Origin of the sequence: Stenotrophomonas sp. SBJS02 (genome assembly GCF_020428325.2) — a bacterium.
Lineage (GTDB): Bacteria > Pseudomonadota > Gammaproteobacteria > Xanthomonadales > Xanthomonadaceae > Stenotrophomonas > Stenotrophomonas africana.
The window spans coordinates 1025076-1042814 of the sequence record NZ_CP109812.1 but is presented as its reverse complement, the minus strand read 5'-3'; the positions used below and the strand labels follow the sequence as shown (position 1 = coordinate 1042814).

23 protein-coding genes are annotated in these 17739 nt (G+C 63.8%); 20 read left to right on the top strand and 3 right to left on the bottom strand.

What is annotated here, in order from left to right:
* Positions 1 to 7 precede the first annotated feature (7 nt).
* Genes FQS62_RS04845 through FQS62_RS04830 form a run of 4 tightly spaced genes read left to right on the top strand, consistent with a single transcriptional unit; the run spans position 8 to position 4212 of the window.
* Complete coding sequence (locus FQS62_RS04845) at positions 8 to 2479, top strand: phage tail tape measure protein (RefSeq protein WP_208043914.1); 2472 nt, start codon at positions 8 to 10, stop codon at positions 2477 to 2479.
* A gap of 2 nt (positions 2480 to 2481) precedes the next feature.
* Positions 2482 to 2949, top strand: a complete 468-nt coding sequence (locus FQS62_RS04840) for a phage tail protein (RefSeq protein ID WP_049444091.1) — start codon at positions 2482 to 2484, stop codon at positions 2947 to 2949.
* On the top strand, positions 2933 to 3148 hold the full coding sequence (locus FQS62_RS04835; protein ID WP_049444089.1) for a tail protein X: 216 nt from the start codon (positions 2933 to 2935) through the stop codon (positions 3146 to 3148). The genes FQS62_RS04840 and FQS62_RS04835 overlap by 17 nt, the downstream gene beginning before the upstream one ends.
* The gene (locus tag FQS62_RS04830; RefSeq protein WP_049444088.1) at positions 3139 to 4212 is read left to right on the top strand and encodes a phage late control D family protein; all 1074 of its coding nucleotides are present in this window, start codon (positions 3139 to 3141) and stop codon (positions 4210 to 4212) included. The genes FQS62_RS04835 and FQS62_RS04830 overlap by 10 nt, the downstream gene beginning before the upstream one ends.
* Before the next feature lie 132 nt (positions 4213 to 4344).
* On the opposite strand, the gene FQS62_RS04825 is transcribed toward FQS62_RS04830, so the two are convergent.
* Positions 4345 to 4701 (bottom strand): hypothetical protein, encoded by a 357-nt coding sequence (locus FQS62_RS04825; protein WP_208043913.1) that lies wholly within the window; start codon positions 4699 to 4701, stop codon positions 4345 to 4347.
* A 47-nt stretch (positions 4702 to 4748) separates the two neighbouring features.
* Complete coding sequence (locus tag FQS62_RS04820; RefSeq protein ID WP_049444086.1) at positions 4749 to 5129, bottom strand: tautomerase family protein; 381 nt, start codon at positions 5127 to 5129, stop codon at positions 4749 to 4751.
* 387 nt (positions 5130 to 5516) lie between these two features.
* Here FQS62_RS04820 and FQS62_RS04815 point away from each other — a divergent pair, with 387 nt between their 5' ends.
* The 5 genes from FQS62_RS04815 to FQS62_RS04795 all read left to right on the top strand — a co-directional run bounded on the left by FQS62_RS04815 (position 5517) and on the right by FQS62_RS04795 (position 9197).
* The gene (locus tag FQS62_RS04815) at positions 5517 to 5666 is read left to right on the top strand and encodes a hypothetical protein (RefSeq protein WP_226053627.1); all 150 of its coding nucleotides are present in this window, start codon (positions 5517 to 5519) and stop codon (positions 5664 to 5666) included.
* 52 nt (positions 5667 to 5718) lie between these two features.
* Entirely contained in the window at positions 5719 to 6282 is a 564-nt protein-coding gene (locus FQS62_RS04810) for a hypothetical protein (RefSeq protein WP_049444085.1), read from the top strand.
* A gap of 416 nt (positions 6283 to 6698) precedes the next feature.
* Positions 6699 to 7439 (top strand): RHS repeat-associated core domain-containing protein, encoded by a 741-nt coding sequence (locus FQS62_RS04805; RefSeq protein WP_226053626.1) that lies wholly within the window; start codon positions 6699 to 6701, stop codon positions 7437 to 7439.
* A gap of 2 nt (positions 7440 to 7441) precedes the next feature.
* A complete protein-coding gene (locus FQS62_RS04800) occupies positions 7442 to 7699 on the top strand; it encodes a hypothetical protein (RefSeq protein ID WP_021202623.1) in 258 nt (85 codons plus the stop codon).
* A gap of 325 nt (positions 7700 to 8024) precedes the next feature.
* A complete protein-coding gene (locus FQS62_RS04795; protein ID WP_208043912.1) occupies positions 8025 to 9197 on the top strand; it encodes a site-specific integrase in 1173 nt (390 codons plus the stop codon).
* 4 nt (positions 9198 to 9201) lie between these two features.
* Here FQS62_RS04795 and FQS62_RS04790 read toward each other — a convergent pair whose 3' ends face one another.
* Positions 9202 to 9813 (bottom strand): hypothetical protein, encoded by a 612-nt coding sequence (locus tag FQS62_RS04790; protein WP_208043911.1) that lies wholly within the window; start codon positions 9811 to 9813, stop codon positions 9202 to 9204.
* A 106-nt stretch (positions 9814 to 9919) separates the two neighbouring features.
* Here FQS62_RS04790 and FQS62_RS04785 point away from each other — a divergent pair, with 106 nt between their 5' ends.
* The 11 genes from FQS62_RS04785 (at position 9920) to FQS62_RS04735 (ending at position 17700) form a co-directional block, all read left to right on the top strand.
* A complete protein-coding gene (locus FQS62_RS04785) occupies positions 9920 to 10114 on the top strand; it encodes a helix-turn-helix domain-containing protein (protein WP_208043910.1) in 195 nt (64 codons plus the stop codon).
* Between the two features lie 103 nt (positions 10115 to 10217).
* Positions 10218 to 10601: a hypothetical protein gene (locus FQS62_RS04780; protein WP_208043909.1), complete on the top strand. Its 384-nt coding sequence runs from the start codon at positions 10218 to 10220 to the stop codon at positions 10599 to 10601.
* On the top strand, positions 10598 to 10780 hold the full coding sequence (locus FQS62_RS04775) for a hypothetical protein (protein WP_049469151.1): 183 nt from the start codon (positions 10598 to 10600) through the stop codon (positions 10778 to 10780). Before FQS62_RS04780 ends, FQS62_RS04775 begins: the two co-directional genes overlap by 4 nt.
* Positions 10777 to 11037, top strand: a complete 261-nt coding sequence (locus FQS62_RS04770) for a hypothetical protein (protein ID WP_208043908.1) — start codon at positions 10777 to 10779, stop codon at positions 11035 to 11037. Before FQS62_RS04775 ends, FQS62_RS04770 begins: the two co-directional genes overlap by 4 nt.
* A 4-nt stretch (positions 11038 to 11041) precedes the next feature.
* The gene (locus FQS62_RS04765; RefSeq protein WP_208043907.1) at positions 11042 to 11365 is read left to right on the top strand and encodes a hypothetical protein; all 324 of its coding nucleotides are present in this window, start codon (positions 11042 to 11044) and stop codon (positions 11363 to 11365) included.
* 40 nt (positions 11366 to 11405) lie between these two features.
* Entirely contained in the window at positions 11406 to 11861 is a 456-nt protein-coding gene (locus FQS62_RS04760) for a hypothetical protein (RefSeq protein WP_208043906.1), read from the top strand.
* Between the two features lie 620 nt (positions 11862 to 12481).
* Positions 12482 to 12754: a hypothetical protein gene (locus FQS62_RS04755; RefSeq protein WP_208043905.1), complete on the top strand. Its 273-nt coding sequence runs from the start codon at positions 12482 to 12484 to the stop codon at positions 12752 to 12754.
* A 57-nt stretch (positions 12755 to 12811) separates the two neighbouring features.
* Positions 12812 to 13801, top strand: a complete 990-nt coding sequence (locus FQS62_RS04750) for a hypothetical protein (RefSeq protein ID WP_208043904.1) — start codon at positions 12812 to 12814, stop codon at positions 13799 to 13801.
* Between the two features lie 2 nt (positions 13802 to 13803).
* The gene (locus FQS62_RS04745; RefSeq protein WP_208043903.1) at positions 13804 to 14142 is read left to right on the top strand and encodes a hypothetical protein; all 339 of its coding nucleotides are present in this window, start codon (positions 13804 to 13806) and stop codon (positions 14140 to 14142) included.
* Positions 14129 to 15607 (top strand): phage portal protein, encoded by a 1479-nt coding sequence (locus FQS62_RS04740; protein WP_208043902.1) that lies wholly within the window; start codon positions 14129 to 14131, stop codon positions 15605 to 15607. Before FQS62_RS04745 ends, FQS62_RS04740 begins: the two co-directional genes overlap by 14 nt.
* Positions 15607 to 17700: a hypothetical protein gene (locus tag FQS62_RS04735; protein ID WP_208043901.1), complete on the top strand. Its 2094-nt coding sequence runs from the start codon at positions 15607 to 15609 to the stop codon at positions 17698 to 17700. Before FQS62_RS04740 ends, FQS62_RS04735 begins: the two co-directional genes overlap by 1 nt.
* Positions 17701 to 17739: the final 39 nt, after the last annotated feature.

The following is a 17739-nucleotide window of genomic DNA, read 5'->3' as shown; positions in this document are numbered from 1 at the left end:
CCGGTACATGGCCAATAACGTTCAAACGACAACGATCACGATCGGCGGCTCGGTATCCAAGTCGCTGAAGGACGCATTGTCCTTCGCCAACGATGGCGTGAAGCGCCTCGGCGATGAAGCCGGCAAGCTGGAGCTCAAGCTCGCCGCGATGCAGAAGTCAGGCACCGCCTACACCCGCATGCGCGCGCAGGCCGATGCGCTGCGCGCCTCACAGGAAGCGCTGGAGCGTGTTGAAGCCAAGCGCACCGCCAACCTGGAGAAACGCGAGAAGCTCGGCGCCTCGTTCAAGGCAGCACGCGGCACACTCGGCACCGCCGTCACCGCACTGGCCAAGCCGGTCGAGAACGCCTCCGGCTTCGCCCGTCAGAACCAGCAGATCGGCGTAGCGGCCAACCTCAGCCGCGCCCAGGTCAGCGCACTTGGCCAGGCGATCCTGGAACAATCGCGCGCGACCAACCAGGGGGCCGACGATCTGCAGCGCTCGATCAAGCTGATGGTCGCTGCCGGCATGGATGCGCAGTCCGCGCAGGCCAGCCTGGGTGCTGTCGGGCGCACGACCACTGTCACTGGTGCCAGCATCGATGACGTTGCCAAGGCGGCCGCAAGCCTGCAGCGCTCGTTCGACATCGATCCTGCACGCATGCAGAACGCACTGGACGTGCTGGTGGTGAACAGCCGGCAGGGCGGCCTGGGCCTGAAGGACATGGCCGAAGTGCTGCCTACCTTGGGTTCGTCGTTCGAAGCGATGAAGCTGCAGGGCACCTCGGCGGCCGCCACCGTCGGCGCCGCCCTGCAGGCGACGCTGGAATCGGCCGGCGGCGCCGACAAGGCCGCCAGCAACATGAAGAGCTTCATGTCCGAGGTGCTCTCGCCGGACATTCAGGAGAAGGCCAAGAAGAGCCTGAACCTGGATCTGCGCAAGATCATCGGCGATGCACAAACCAGCGGCGGCAATCCCTTCGATGCCGCGATGCAGGGGATCATCCAGGCGACTGCGGGCGACCAGAAGAAGATTGGCACCTTGTTCAGCGATGCACAGGCGAAGAACTTCGTCCAGCCGATGATCGAGAACTGGGATACCTATATCCGCATCCGCGACACGGCGTTGAATGGATCGGCGGGTGCCACCGATGCGGCCTATGCCGACGCGATGCAGACCGATCCGCAGAAGATCGAAGGCGCGAAGATCGCCGTGGACAATCTGTCCAAGGCCTTCGGCGCCGCCTTGCTGCCTGCGGTTGGCGAAGCGGCGGTCAAGCTGACCGAACTGCTGAACGGGGTCACCTCGTTCGTGCAGGAAAACCCGAAGCTGATCACCAACACCACGCAGATCGTGGTCGGCATGCTGGGCATGCGCACGGCGGTACTTGGCGCTCGCTATGCCTGGACCTTCCTGCAGGGCCCGATTCTGGGCGTGCAGAAGGCCTTGCAGCTGTTTCGTGGTGGCAGCCTGTTGGCTCAGATGGGGCGCTTCGGGCCAATGGCCATGCGCCTGGCATCGGGCTTCCGCATCGTCGCCACTGCCGTGGCCGCCATTGGTGGCGGGCCGATCACGATCGCCATCGCAGCGATCACCGCAGGTGCCATCCTGGTGCGCAAATACTGGGAACCGATCAAGGCATTCCTGGGCGGCGTCTGGGAAGGTCTCAGCGGTGCAGGCACCGCGGCAATGGGTGAACTGATGCGTGCGATTGAACCGCTGCGCCCCGCCTGGGAAGTCATGAGTGGGTTGATCGGCCAGGCCTGGGATTGGCTGTCGAAGATGCTTGCACCTGCGCAGTACACCGGCAACGAGCTGTCTCGGGTTGCCCAGATTGGCAGCTTCCTCGGTACCGTTCTGATGGAAGGCCTGAGAATGAACATCCAGCTCATCAGCGGCCTGGTGCAGTACGTGGTCTGGATGGGCAATGTGTACACGACCGTCGCCAGCGCGATCGGTAGCGGGATGAGCATGATGTGGACCGCGATCAAGTCCGGTGCCGAATCCCTGTTCGACTGGCTTGTCCAGAAGCTGGATTTCCTCATGCCCTACGTCGAGAAGCTGATGGGGTTCGTCGAAGGGGGCATGGGCAAGGTCAGTGCACTGGTCGGCAAGGGCCTGGACCTCGGGAAGGAAGTGCTTGCCGGTGGCGCGGAAGCAGTCGGCAACGGCATGGTCGGGTATACCAACATGCGGGCCGGCGGCCGGGGTGGCCTGAATGACGCCGTGGGCCTGGTCGGAGACGTCGCCACGTTGGACGCGGCGGGGGTGCGCAAGCGATGGGGAGGCATCAGTGAGGCCGCTCGCGGTCGCACCGCGCCCGACATGCCATCGCCCTCTCCGCGCGGCGTCACCACCGTGCAGCAACAGCAGACCAACAACATCACCATCCACCAGCAACCCGGTGAGTCCAGCGAATCGGTGGCACGTCGCACGGCCGATGAACTGCAGCGTCGCGACGCGGTTGCTGCCCGTGGTGGCCTGGCAGACAGGAACTAAGCATGAAGCGCGAGTTCGTAACCGCATCCATCGACAAGCTGTTGTCCAGTTTCCAGAGCAACGACTCCGGCAACGCCCCGGTGCTGCTGATGCTGGGTGGCTTCAAGTTCAGCCTCAACACCGCGGTGTTCCAGGAGATCCAGCAGAGCAACGAATATGGCTGGGCTGCGCAGGAGCGCATCGGCCAGATGGCCGCCCTGCAGTACACCGGCCCCGGCAAGGCCAGCATGACGCTGCCCGGCGTCATCCACTATCAGTTCCGGGGTGCCGGCGATGAGCTCTCGCAGCTGCGCAAGCTGGCAGCGCAAGGCAAGCCCCAGCGGCTGCTGACCGGCAAGGGCGGGAACCTGGGGCTTTGGGTCATCGACAAGATCGACGCCACTGCCTCCGGCTTCACCGTCGATGCGGGAATCCAGCGGCACGAATTCACCCTCTCCCTGCGGAAGCACAGTGATGGCACGAACGTATAACACCCGCGACGGCGACGTCGTTGACCGCATCGCGTATGCGCACTATGGCGAGCAATCACCGGCCATTCTGCGCGCGGTGTTCGATGCCAATCCGGGCCTCGCCGCACGTGGCCCGGTGCTGGCTGCAGGCCTGGCGATCACCCTGCCCGAAGTGCAGCGCCCCGCCGGCGAACGCAAGGGGATAGCACTGTGGGACTGAACATCACACCGGCATTCCGCGTGGTGGCCAACAGCCAGGACATCACTGACAAGATCATGCCGCGCTTCAAGTCGCTGCGCATCACCGACGAGACCGACAACAACTCGGACATGCTGGAGCTGCAGCTGGCCGACCATGATCCGTCCGATCCGATCCAGCTGCCGCCGGCAGGCGCGGAGCTGGAAGCCTTCATCGGCTACGACGGCGAAGTACGGCGCATGGGCCTGTACATCTGCGACGAGGTGGAGATTTCCGGCTACCCGGGCAGCATGACCCTGCGTGCCCGCGCGGCGCCGTTCGAGGCCAGCAAGGGCGGCAAGAACGACCTGCAGACACAGAAAACGCGCACCTGGAAGAAGGGCACGACGATCGGTGGCATGGTCCAGCGCATGGCCGCCGAGCACGGACTGAGCGCCGCCGTGAGTGGATCGCTGGCGTCGATCGTGCTGCCGCTGACGGTGCAGTCGCAGGAGTCGGACATGAACCTGCTGCTGCGCCTGGCCAAGCAGCATGATGCCATCGCCAAGCCGGGCGGCGGCCACCTGATGTTCGTCAAACGGGGCGAATCCACCAGTGCCGGCGGCGAGCGCATTCCCGACGTTACCCTTACCCCCGCCGATGGCAGTGGCTACAAAGTGAGCATCGTCTCGCGCGAGAAGACCGGCACCACCATCGCCTATTACCGTGATGTACGCGTTGCCAAGCGCCAGGAGGTGAAGGTGGGCAGCGGTGAACCGATCGTGCGCCTGCGCATGGCCTACGCCGACCGCGAAGCCGCCGAAGCTGCAGCGCGCGCCAAACACCAGGAACAAGCCCGGCAGACGCGTACGCTCAGCTACACCCTGCCCGGCCGCGAGACACTTATGGCCGAAGCCACGGTGGTGATGCAGGGCTTCCGCGATGGCGTGGATGGGCAGTGGCTGGTCAAGCGCGCCGAGCACACCATCAGCCACGACGGCTACATGACCAGCATCGAGTGCGAACAACCCAACAGTGCCGATGCAGTGAAGGCCGCCAGCAGTGCGGCAGCTACCGAAAGTGTGCAGGTTGGCAGCGAGGTGTAGATCCAGGAAGGGTGCGGATGCTGCACTCCCGATCCAGTTGCTGTAACACTGCTACGACCTGCCGACGCTACTCCGTGTATCGGACTGCGTGCAGTTTGGCTTGCTCAGGCATGTAGGTGAAGCGATAGGTCATCACCACGACATTGGTGCGGGACCACAGCCAGCGTCTTCTTTCGTCGCGCACCACCAGCACACCGTCAGCCGGTCGGGATATCCGCACGGTGGAATATCTTCGAAGGCTGCCTTGACGTTCAACAGGCCCATTCGGGGCGGCAGCTGCTGTTTCGCAAAGCCACTGATGTCCTGCTTCTGAGCACCCTCCGGCGGCGGCATCCTGTGAATGCTGTCCAGCATCTGCTCTGCCTTCATCTGTAACGTCACGATGGGCGGCGCGGTTCGCATGGGGTTGGCTGCCGAGCCTCTGCAGGGTGCCAGCACGCCCCACAGGGCCAAGGCAATGCCCAACGTCCGGAAGATGCTGTTCCCCATGTGACACTCCCTGCTGGCTTGCCTGGCCCATGCGTCCAGGCACGGTATCAGATCACGTACTGCGCCTGGCCGTTCCCGAACGACCAGTTTTCCTTCTTCACTTCCACCAGGTTGATGAACACATCCTCGCGGCGGATGCCCACCGCCGCGTGCAGGCCATCGGCGATGCCGGCGAACAGCGCCTTCTTCTGCTCCAGCGTGCGCCCTTCGTTCCAGGTGATCTGGATGCAGATGAAATCGTCGGTGCGGTCCACGCCCAGGTAGCCGGGATCGTAGATCAACGTACCGGGCGCGTGTTCCTGGAAGATCTGGAAGCGATCATTTTCCGGCACGCCCACCGCGCGCATGGCCTGGTAGATGGTTTCGCCGACGCGTTGCAGGTAGTCGGCGGATTTACCTTTGCGAAGATCGATGCGGGCGAGCGGCATGGTGGCACTCCAGAGTGGATGGGCACTGCAACGGGCTGAGACTACGCCTGCCCGGGGCGGCGGGACAGCGCAGGGATGGAATCTTCTGGCTCCATGCGTGGCATGGTCCCGCCTCCGCCGCGCGGGGTGACGCGATTGCCGGGGCGGCGCCGCTCTGGAGTCGTCTCGTGCACGGTCGGCAGGGGCGGCGATGTGCCGGAAGACCTCGCACGCGAGATCGAGTGCGCCCTGAACGCGCAGAAATTGTCCGCGTAGCTGCCCACTTTCTTCGCCCGTCTCAATGCGATCAACCATGCCGACGGTGATGACGGATAGCCGTGCATCAGCCTCACCCTCGGCGCCAGCAATCACGCTTCGTTGCGCCGCTCGCTATCTGGGCTCGGCGCATTGCTCGATCTGCTGCAGGCCGCCGACCATGCGCGCAACGAAGGCGGCCCTGACGAACAGTTGGGCGCCTTCCATATCGACGGACTGATCGTGGCCGCACGACAGTTGGTGCGCGAGGCACATCATTGCCTCTCCCGCGGCGATGCCTGACCGGCCCGGATGTGCTCCCGCTACAATCCCGCAGGGAGCGCAGGAGACAGCGATGGACGCCGAACACCTGGAGTACTTCAAGGCCGCACTGGAAGGCCGCGCAAGCGTGGGCTGGAACGTCTGGTTCGCCGCCAACCAGCAGGCGCTGGCACAGCAACTGAGCCGCCCTGCACTGCTGCGCCTGAAGTTCAGCACACTGGATGAAGCCGAACGCCTGCTGGCCGAGGCCGGCATCGTGCCCCGCAGCACAGCGGGCAAGCGCTACGAAATGTACTGCGCGCAGTTCTCGGCGGACGTGGTGGACGCGAACGGTCGCCCGCTGCCGGCCATCTGGCGCGCGGCGCACGGCGGTGCCATCGGCCTGCTGGCCGAGGGTGAGCAGGAGGCCGGCCAGGCGAAGCTGCTCGCGGAGTTCCGCCGCGTCCGCAAGCGCGGGCTGCAGCAGGCCCATGAATGGTTGGCCGATCTGTGCTTTGAAGGCGAGATGGAACTGACCAGCGGTAGTGCCAGGGTGGGCCGTAGCCTGCTGGCGGTGGTGGTGCAGGCCGGCAGCGGCCATGACCTGCTGGATGCCACGGCGATGATCGCGCGCGAGCTATTGGACGAACACGGCTGAGACAAGGCCTGTTCCCATTCACAGAAGAAAACCCCTGTGTAAATGAAGGCCAGCAGTGAACTCAGAGAATGGCTGGAACCGCTGTAGCGCAGGACTTTCCGCCCCATCCCCTGCGTGGCCCGCATCGAACAACAAGCTTCATGATCGGAATATCCGGTCAAGCCTTACTCGAAGGCGTTTTCGGGGATGCGAAGAATGCGTAGATCCAGGGATGCTGCAGGTGGTGTAATTTCGCGCTTCAGGAGATTTGAATCTCAGTTCCGCCAGTTGGCTGCCATAGGCACCTGGTTGTGCTTTGCGCTGCCGTTTGGCCTTGGCCTATTACCATCTGCCATCGCGTAGGCCAGGAAACAGTCACATACATCCACACTGACGCCCTTGGCTCCGTCGTCGCCGAAACAGATGCCAATGGGAAAGTGATCAAGCGCTACGACTATGAGCCCTATGGGGCCTTGGTAGGTGGTCAGGCGACAGACGGACCGGGATACACGGGACATGTGAGCGACTCGGCCACCGGGCTGAGCTACATGCAGCAGCGGTACATGGATCCACAGTTGGGGATTTTCCTATCGGTGGACCCGGTAACGGCCTATCAGAAGCCAGTTGAACAGTTCAACCGGTATCGATATGCCAACGGAAACCCTTACAAGTTCACGGATCCTGATGGGCGGGAGAGTGGTGCAGCCTTCAAGGTAGTCAACGACGCCACGAATGGGCAACCGATTACTCCTCCGCCGAGAAATCCAAGCGATAGCCTCGGACCGGCAATTGGTGTCGCGTTAACCGCAATTCTGGCGGCTCCAGTACTCGCAGAGGGTGGTCTGGCCGCAATGGCAAATCCAGGAGCGGTAGCCACTGCGGCAGAGATTGGCGCAGGAGCCGCCGGTGTCACGGGCACTTCTGGCGCAGTGGCGGGAAAGATCACCGGCTACACCAAGCACGGCTTGAATCAGGCGATCTCCCGCGATGGAGGCAGGGGGGTCTCTGCAAAGGCCATACTATCGGCAGTGAAAGAACCCGCGAAGGTTGCCGAGCAGGCCGGCGGCAAGACGGCGTACACAGGGAAGGATGCGAAAGTAGTTTTGAACGGCGAAGGGAAGGTCATAACGGTCTTCCCGAAGAATAGCGAAGGACTGAGAGACCCGAAGGTAAAGTAAAGATGAAGAAGGATATCTCACCCAGCCTGCGCTCGCTGTTGGTTGAAATCGCAGCGAAGCACAATTTGCTCCTACCCGAGAATGGCGTCAGATACCTCGTTGAGCGTGATCGCGAGTCGCTGATTGATGCGTTGCTGGAAGAACTGTCAGAGAGCGGCTTGGGGCCTGACGATGAACCTAATCAACGAGGCATTGAGATCGAAGAAATCATTGACTTCGTCGGCCCCGTCGTTGATCGGCCCGATGCGTCGGGTGACTGAAGGCACGTTGATGCGGGCACGGCCTGATTGACGCACGGCGAAGATCAAGCGCGCCGCTGGAAGAACACGGCTGAGACGGAGCGCGCATTCGGCTGATCCTGCTGGATCGCAGGTAACAAAAAAGCCTCCATTGCTGGAGGCTTTTTTCGTTCTGCAACATGGTGGGCGGTACAGGGATCGAACCTGTGACCCTTGCCGTGTGAAGGATGGAAAATATCCTTGCGGCACAACGCTTTCGCCATAAACCCCTTGATTCTACGTCTCGTTGCGTCCCGCTGAATTTGGCCGCACACTGCAATTTGCACTTACGACGCACTTACGGGACATGGGAACCAAGCTGACGATCCGCGCCGTGGAGCTGGCCCAACCCAGCGAGAAGCCCTACGAGATCAGCGACAGCGACATGAAGGGCCTGCTGCTGCGGGTGCAGCCCTCTGGCGTGAAGTCCTACATCGTGACCTGGGGGCGCGGGAAGCGGCGAACGCTCGGCAAGCACCCGGTGATGACGCTGGCCGGCGCGCGCGCTGCGGCCCTTGCCGCCCTGTCGGAGGCATCCCAGCATGGCGCCCCGCTCGCAGTGGTCGCCCCCAAGAGCGAACTCACCGTGGCCGACGCCTGCCGCGACTACGTGACCGCCCTGGAGAAGGACGGACGCAAGACCGCATCGGATGACGCTAAGCGCCGGTTTGAGCGCTGCCTCTACGGCGACAAGCTGGGCAAGGTGCGCCTGAAGGATCTCCACCAGGATCACATCGAGGCCTGGCGCGACCGGGTGGAGAAAGGCGACCTCCCGCCGCTGCCAGTGAAGCGCGGCCGGCCACCGGTGGCGAAGCCGTTGGCGCGATCCAGCATCAATCGCATTCGCACGACGCTGGTGGCCGCCCTGAATCACGCTGTGGCCCGCCGCAAGGCTTCCCCCGACCTCGCCTTCGAGTGGAACGCCGTGAAGCCGCTGAAGGACGCCGGGCAGCGCCGTGGCCTGTACCTGGAGAGGGAGCAGAGGCGCGCGCTGCTGGAGGCTGCTGAGGGGCCGGTTCGCGACCTGATCGAGTGTGTGGCGCTGACCGGCTGCAGGCCGGGCGATCCATCGCTATGCCTGCGCTCGGACTATGACGGCCGCACGGCCAGCGTGAGGTTCCGCAGCAAGGACCACGACCGCAAGATTCCACTCTCCCCCGCTGCCACTGAGCTGTTCGACCGCCTGGCCAAGGGGAAGCTACCCAAAGCCCACCTGTTCACCCAGGACGGGAAGAAGGTGTGGACGCCTACCGACTGGAGCGAGCTTGTCCGCGATGCCGCTGCGCGCGCTGGGCTACCTGCCGGCGTGACGCTCTACACGCTGCGGCACTGCTGGATCACCGACGCCATCGTGGGCGGCATGGACCTGCTGACCGTGGCGAAGCTCGCCGGCACGTCGCTGGCCATGATCGAGAAGCACTACGGCCACCTGGTGCAGGGTGCCGCGCGGGACAAGCTCGCGCAGGTGCAGTTCCTGTAGCTGATCACGTCTCGTGCGGCTCATGCTCCCGGCGGTAGATCTCCCAGAGACTCATTTTTGCCGCGCCGGGCTTGTCGAACAGGCCCAACTCCCGAGCCACGTGGTTGCCTTGGATCGGCTTGCCAGCGTTCGCCAGCTCCACAGCGCGTTCGCTTATTTCGCCCCATCGTCCAATCGCAACATCCCAGAACATCGGCTCCACGATCTGGATGTCCTCTTCCCGTTTATCTGACAGGGTTTCGGCATATCGCCATAGCTCGGCCAGGTCATGGCTGAACTTCAGATATTCAACGGTTGCGCGCTCCTCGAAGGAGAGCATTGAAGGTGCCCAGTCGTAGATCGCCAACAGACGCCGCTCAGCGCTGCTTTGCGACCAAGCTACATCTAACAACGCACCGAGAGGCATGCCATCACTGTTCACGCTGAAAGAGTTCAAGCCAACCTGTACCGCCCACTCGACAGCCTGGCTGAGAGAACGGTGTTGCGCGCGAGCCAAAAGATCGAGGCCAAGCTTTAGCTTTGGTGGCAGTCGAACGCTGAACTGCTCGAGCTTGTCTGCGGCTGCCTTCTTGGGGCGGCCAGGTGCCTTCTTCGCGGGCTTTCGAGGGCTGTTCATGCCACAGAGTTTCGCAGGTTGAAAAAACTGTTGCAACGGCCCAAATGGGGTGATAGCGTCTCCATAGGTTTCGCAGTGTGCGAAATCTACAAAAACTGGAGAATCGATGAAACCTCAAGCCGAACGCCTCAGCTACACCACTGAAGAGGCATGCGCCGTTACCGGCCTCAACCGCAATGCGCTCTACCGGGCGATGGCAGCTGGCCAGCTCAACACGTTCAAGGTGGGGAAGCGGCGAATGGTCTCCGCTCGCGCGCTGCGCGAATACATCGAAGCCCGTGAGAAAGAAGCCGCCGCATAAGGGGCAAGCAATGACCACACGCCCGAAAAGAGAAACGGCCCAGCTGGTTCGCACCCAGCTGAGCCGTCGAAGCCATCGAACCCTTGCAAGGAACGACCTGACCATGGCCACTACTGTACCGCATCCAGAGACAGATGCCATCGGGGATTCCCCCGACGCGCATTCAGAAAAGTCAGACGGCTACCGTCCGCACATCCACTGGTCCGACATGTCCTGGGATGAAAGGCGCCTGCCAGGCATGGCAACCATCCACCTGCAGCACGTGGACCGCGCGCTGCAATCGATGGGCGCAATCAGCGAGGTTCTCACCCGCGCTTTCCACGCGCAGTGCGACGAAAGCGGCGAATTGGACGGAGCGATCCTGAGCGCGACCACTCAGGAGGGGCTGCACCTGGCCCTGCACTGCCTCTGGACCCAGGCCACCATCACCATGGCAGAACTGCGGAACGATGAGCGCGAGTGCTGGGGCAAGGCGGTGCGCCGATGAACGCCCTCCTTCGCGATGAGCTGGCCGTTCTGATCGCCCAGCACGCCGAGCCTGACCAACCCCTCAGGGAAGCCGCCCGAGGCGCGCTGCGCGCGCTGGAGTGGGCCTGCGCCCTTCGACCCGACTTTACCCCCATGCGTGACGCGCTGCGCTCCGCATTGCACGAGGTGACCCCATGAAGCGTTTCCGCAATCGCAAGCCTGTCCGCCGCACCCCTGCCGATCGATCAGCCGAAGAGGTGATGCACGACACCCTGCGCATGATCGAGCGGGCCGACATGAAGGCTCTGGCCGCCAACCCTGTTTCCCGCCAGGCGCTGCAGGGCGTCCACAGCAAGGCCGTCCAGCAGGTTGCCGAGTTCCGCAGGGTGCTGGCCTTGGCCGAGCAGATCGAGCTGGCCTACGCGGCAGCACTCGCAACCGCGGTGGAGGCATAAGGCCATGCACATTCCAACAGCCAAAGCCGGCCAGCGCTACGACGCCATTGTGACAGCACAGGAGATCAAGCATCCCTCCTATGCCGCCCTGGAGCCTGTCGCCCGCGCGCTGCTTATCGAGCTTCGCAGCCTGGAGCAGCCATTTCAGATTCCGGTGGTCTCGATCAGCGTGCGCGACGCGATGAAAATCCTGGGCGTTACACAGCGCCCAGTGGAACGAGCGTTCCGGGAACTGGAGGCGCACGGCTGGACCGAAGAAAAGCGGGTGGCTGGCGGCCGCCGGCGAGTTGTCCTTCTCAAGAGTCCGCCCCAGGCTTCCCATGGCTAGGCGCAAGAAGGAGAACCGCTGGGAGGATATCGACGGGGGAATGGCCTTCGTCATCCCCTACACCCTGCTACGGCATCCGAACTACACGCGACTCAGCCCCTTCGCGCACAAGCTGGTGCAGGACCTTGCGCGCCAATACACCGGCTTCAACAACGGATACCTATGCGCGTCCTGGGCGTTGATGCAGGACGCGCATTGGAACTCCGAGAACACCGTTAGGAAGGCCGCAGCGGAGCTTGAGCACTATCGGATCATCGAGCGTACCAAGCAAGGCGGCCGGAACGCGGCCACGCTCTACGCATTCACCTGGCGTCGCATCGACTGGAAGAAGGACAGACCGCTCGACGTGTCAGCCACCGCAAAGCCTTCAGATAGCTGGAAGCACGAGCGCCCTGATTACGTCCGCAGCACCGGCAAGCGCAAGGGACCGCGCGCTGCAAAAACAGAATTAGTACAGCGCCCCGTGCTGCAACGTGAAGGAGCTAAGGCAGCATGAAAAACACAAACGGTACAGCGCCCCGTGCTGCACCCTACAGCGCCCTGTGCTGTAGTCGCGGACCACGTACAGCGCCCCGTGCGGTAAGAATCCATGACTACAGCGCCCCGTGCTGTAGTCATGGCCACTTTGAGGCTGTTCGTACAGCGCCCCGTGCTGTCCTTATAAGTATTACCAGGCGGAGCCCGTTTTCTTTTGTTCCGCTTCACCGCTGTGGAGCCGTCGCGTCACCGCTCCTGCTGCTAACGCTCTGTGCGTTACCGGCATTGGTGCACATCGTTCACCAGTGCACGTCGTTCACCACTGCCAACAGAATCCATACGGCACCACGGCGGGACCGTATGCATGCCCTCGGGGGGGAGGTCGATAACTTCTACCCCTCCCCCTCGGACACCGGCCGCTCAGTCGTTTTTTTTGCACCGTCAATTCAGAAAATCCATTTTTTCGGGGGGTGCACTTTGGCCGTAAACCCCGCCGCACAAGGGATTCCGCTGGATCGGGCCGCTGCCGCGTTGGGCATTCGCACCGGCACGCTTCGCCGTTGGGTCAGGGAGGGTTGCCCGGTGGTGGTCAGGGGCAGGCGGGGGCGTGGCCAGGCTGCGCTAGTTGACCCGCAGCAGGTGCGTGAGTGGCGCGAGGCCGGCGCGAGGGAACAGGCGGCGTTGGCATTGGCGGGAGCTGTTCCGCTGGTGCTGGCCGGCGCCACTGTCGAGGCTTGGCGCTGCGCGAACGGCCTCGACAAACGACGCCTCGCCGGCGTGCTGGCGGCCACCTGGTACATGCAGACCACGGGCCTATTGGACTATCTGCGCGAACAGTGCCCGAGCGTTCCTGACGTTGGCGCGGATTCTGTTCCGCACGAAATCGAGACGCTCCAGAAAATCGCACGATAGCGATTGATTTTTGGCGAGCTCGATACGGTGGGCATCAACAACCACCGGAGACGCCAGATGGACCACATGCAGTACGCCGCCCTTTCCCGCGCCCGCACCGCGCTCGACCTGATGGTGGCTGGTGAGACCGACAGCACCAGGGCGAAGGCCTTCACCGACATCGCGTTCGCCATGATGGTGAACAACAAGGCGAACATCGGCAACGCGCTGAGAAACCACGCCTCGCCGCTGGTGCAGAAGGCCGCAGCCCACGCACTCAGCGACGACGTGTGGACCAATGCCGATGCCGCAGCCCTGGCCGCTGCCTACATCGGATCGATCGCTGAAGGCTCGCTGCTGGATCAGATCGTGCGCTACGGCAACCGGCTCCCGCTCAACCTGCCCCACGTGATGGTGGGCAGCGGCTTCAGTGGTGACGTGATCGCCGAGGGCGACCCGAAGGTGGTCAAGCACCTGAATCTCGGCGTCACCGACGTGAGCACCAAGAAGGCTGCCGCGATCATCGTTCTGACCAACGAACTGATCCGTGCCGCCGGTGGCCGCGCGCTGTTCGAGGAAGAACTGCGCAAGGCGGTCACCAGGGCGATCAACGTCTCGGTTATTGACCAGCTCACCGACAGCAACACCATCACCATCCCCAGTGCGGGCGACGAACTGGAAGATCTGCGGCGCGGGCTGGAAGTGGCGGAGACCTCCGAGGGATACGTGGTTGCAGCGCCGAGCCCGAAAGTCCTGAACCTCTCGCTCCGCCTGGAGAATCGCGGCGGCATGGGCGTTCGAGGCGGCACGTTCGTGCCTGGTATCGAGATCGTGGCCATGGACGGAATCAGCGGCATGCACGTCATCCCCGCTTCCCAGGTGTCGGTGCTGGATGGTGGCCTGCAGGTGCGCGGCGCAGAGCACGCCACCGTCAGCATGGCTGATTCGCCCACCAGCCCGTCGGAACTGGTCAGCCTCTGGCAGACCAACAGCACCGGCCTGCTGGCCGAGCGCAACTTCTTCATCTCCCACGCTGCTCCGATTGTCATCGTCGAAGGGAGCAGCTGATCATGTCGCAGCTCGAGAACATCGGCAGCGCCTACCAGGAAGCCCTGAAGGCGCTGGGCGAACAGGTTGCCCGGGCATACCGGGAGGAATGCAGCGAATTCACCGTCGCGGCTGGCCTGATCCAAGGCAACACGCTCATCGCCATCACTGTCACGTTCAACCACACCGGTGCCGAGTGCTGGGTGCCGCTCGACCTTGGCGGCCAGCCGTGGACCGACGAACGCCGCTGCCAGATCGAGGACGACGCCCGCCGCGTCCTGGGCGCTCGCCTGCTGGTAGAGCATGAGGCTGCGGCGCTGGTGGCCACCCGCATGGAGGAGGTGTTGAATGGGTATCGTTGAGCGCGCCCGCGCGCTGGCATCGCGCGCCGGCGCCGTCCTGTTCTCCAAGGCTGCGCCGCAGGGTACGGCCATGGCTGTCCCGGCAGCAGAGCAAGGCGGCGGCTGGCGGCGCATCCAGGAGTCGTTCACCGGCGCCTGGCAGCGGAACATTTCCGTCGTATCCAACGCCGACCTGGAGACGTACAGCACCGTCTATGCCTGCATGTCGCGCATCGCCAGCGATATCGGCAAGCTTCCCTTCACCATTCGCCGTCGAGACAGTGACGGGCTGTGGAGGGACGAACGGCACCAGACGGTAACGCCGCTACTCCGCAAGCCCAATGCCTACCAAACGCCGGCGCAGTTCCGCGAGGCCTGGATCCTGTCCAAGCTGCAGCGCGGGAACACCTACGTGCTGAAGGGCCGCGACGCAAATCGGACTGTCACCCATTTGTGGGTGCTTGATCCGAACCGCGTGCAAACAATGGTGACGCCCAGCGGAGACGTGTTCTACCAGCTCGCCTACGGCAACGCCTGCAATCTGCTGCCGGAGAAGTACCCTGCCGAGCAGCTGATGGTGCCGGCCAGCGAAATCATCCACGACCGCGAGATGCCGATCTTCCATCAGTTGGTTGGCGTAGCACCGCTGGCCGCCGCCGGCCTTGCCGCCAAGAAGAACGTGCAGATCCAGCGCAATTCGGCCGACTACTTCGCCAACGGCGCCAACCCGGGCGGCATCCTGACGGCACCCGCCGGCATGTCCGACGAGGACGCGCAGGCGGTGAAGGACTACTGGAACACCAGTTTCACCGGCAGCAACGCGGGCAAGGTGGCCGTCATCGGCGCCGACATGAAGTTCACCTCGTTCGCGTTCAAGGCCATCGACTCGCAGATGGTGGAGCAGCTGCGCTATTCGGACGAGCAGATTGCCCACGCCTTCGGCATCCCACCGTTCAAGGTGGGGATCGGCTCTATCCCTGCTGGCATGAAGGTGGACGACCTCAACCAGATGTACTACGCGGACGCCCTGCAAGCCCGCATCGAGGCAATGGAAGACTGCCTGGACGCCGGCCTCGGCCTCGGCGATGAAGTGGGCGTGGAACTCAACCTGGAGCCGCTGCTGCGAATGGACCTGGGCAAGCAGGCGGACGTGCACGCGAAGCTGACCGCCGGCGCCATCGAGGCGCCCAACGAAGCGCGCCGCCGCTTCGGCCTGCCGCCCCTGCCGGGCGGTGACAGCGTCTACCTGCAGCAACAGAACTACAGCCTGGCGGCGCTGGCGCGCCGTGACGAGTCGGCCGATCCCTTCAACACCGGCACTCGCGCGCTGTCCAAGGCGCAGGAGGACGCGCGGCGCAGGCTCGAAGCGGGCGGCAAGCGCCGGGCGCGGTACAACCACGACGACGGCACGTTCGACGTGGAGCTGGCGAGCGGCTATTGGCTGCGCCGCGTGAAGCCTGAGCAAGCACGGAAGGAGGCCGCCTGATGGCTACCGCTGGCAGCATTGTGATCGACCTGCTGATGAAGACGGGCTCGTTTGAGACCGACACCCAGCGGGCCGAGCGCTCGATGAAGCGCATGAAGGGGACCGCCCAGGACGCGGCCAAGGGCGTTGGCACAGCCTTCGCCGCTGTCGGCGCCGCGGTTGGTGCTGGCGCCGGCGCTGCCGCCGCGGCGGTGGTGAACTGGACCCGCGAGGTTTCGGAGCTGTCGCAGGAGGTGGAGAAGCTCTCCCGCCTCTCCGGCACCGATGCCGTGACGTTCCAGAAGTGGGCAGCCGGCGCCGCCAGCGTCGGCATCCAGCAGGACAAGCTGGCCGACATCCTGAAGGACACACAGGACAAGGTGGGCGACTTCCTGCAGACGGGCGGCGGCCCGATGAAGGACTTCTTCGAGAAGATCGCACCCAAGGTGGGCCTCACCGCCGACCAGTTCCGCAAGCTCAGCGGCCCGCAGGCGCTCGGCGCCTACGTGGAGGCGTTGCAGCAGGCCGGGCTATCTCAGAACGAGATGACCTTCTACATGGAGGCCATCGCGAACGACTCAACGCTGCTGCTGCCGCTGCTGCTGGATAACGCCAAGGGCATGCGCGACTGGGGCGACCAGGCCACGAAGTTCGGCGCGATCATCGGCGACGACACGTCGAAGGCGATGAAGGAGTTCCGCGAGCAGGCCAACCGCGTCGAACTGATGTCGCGGGGCATGAAAATCGAGCTGGCCGAGGGCCTGACGCCGGCGCTGGTGGACCTCAACAAGGAACTGAACAACCCCGAGGCTCAGGAAGGCCTGGCCTCGATGGTGAAGCTGATGGGCGACATGGCGCGCGGCGCGGCCGAGGCCACGACGTGGATCGTCAAGCTGACCGGCTCCTACACTGGATGGTTGAAGGGCAAAGGCTTCATGCCCAGCGGCGCCGACGACCCGGTGGCATCCATGCAGGCTGAGCGTGCGCGCCTGACGGAACAGCTGGGCAGCTGGCGGATGAACTGGTTCCCTGACTCGACCAAGAGCGACGTGCAGAAGCGCATCGCCGAGATTGATCAGATGATCAAGGCCGCCCCGTTCCGTGGGGTGTCGGCCACCGTCGACAGCACGGCCAGGCCGGGCGGCAGCCCGCCGGTGACCTTCGATCCGAACGGCAACAACGGCAACAAGCGCACAGCGGCGGTGAAGAAAGAGCGCGATGCTCTCGCCGAGCTGATGGCCGACTATGATGCCCTGTATGGCTCGGCAAACGACAAGGCGTCGGGGCTGATCGCCCAGCTTGAACGCGAGATTGCGCTGCACGGCGATGCAAGCGAGGCGGCCAAGGTCAGTTTCGACATTCAGGCCGGTGCTTACGGCGCCCTCAGCGATGCTCAGGCGGAGATGCTCCGCAACCTGGCTGCCGTAAAGGACGCCCAGGACGACTACGCGGCGTTGTACGGCGATGGCCTGCAGAAGATGGCCGACGACACGCGCGCTGCAACAGACGGCATGCGCACGGTTACGGATCAGGCGGTGCGCAACATGCAGGACGCCTTCGCCGAATTCCTGTTCGACCCGTTCAAGGATGGCTTGGGCGGCATGGTAGAAGGCTTCGCCAAGACGCTGCAGAAGATGGCCGCTCAGGCGGCGGCGTCGCAGATCTTCCAGATGATTGGCAGCTGGGCCAGCGGCTACAGCGGCGCCGGCGCGAGCTGGGTCAATGCGATCGGTGGCGCTATCAGCGGCTCCGCTGGCGGCCGTGCCGGTGGTGGGCCTGTGGCGGCGGGCAGCATGTACCGGGTGGGCGAAGGCGGCCGGCCTGAGCTGTTCGACCAGGGCGGGAAGACCTACCTGATTCCTGGTGACGCTGGATCGGTGCGTCCGATCACGGCCGGCATGCCTGCATCTTCGATGGGTGCGGGGAACGGGATGAGCAACAACTTCAACACCACGTTCAACGTGACCACCGATGGGAGCAGCAACACGCAGCAGGGCGCCGGCAGCGACCAGGCACGTCAAGTGCAGCAGGTGTTCAACCAGATGATCAACCAGTGGGCGGTGCAGCAGTCGCGACCTGGTGGCTTGCTCCACCGCATGAGCATGGGAGGCTGATCACGCTGCACTTACCCTGCACTTACGAAAAAGCCGGCT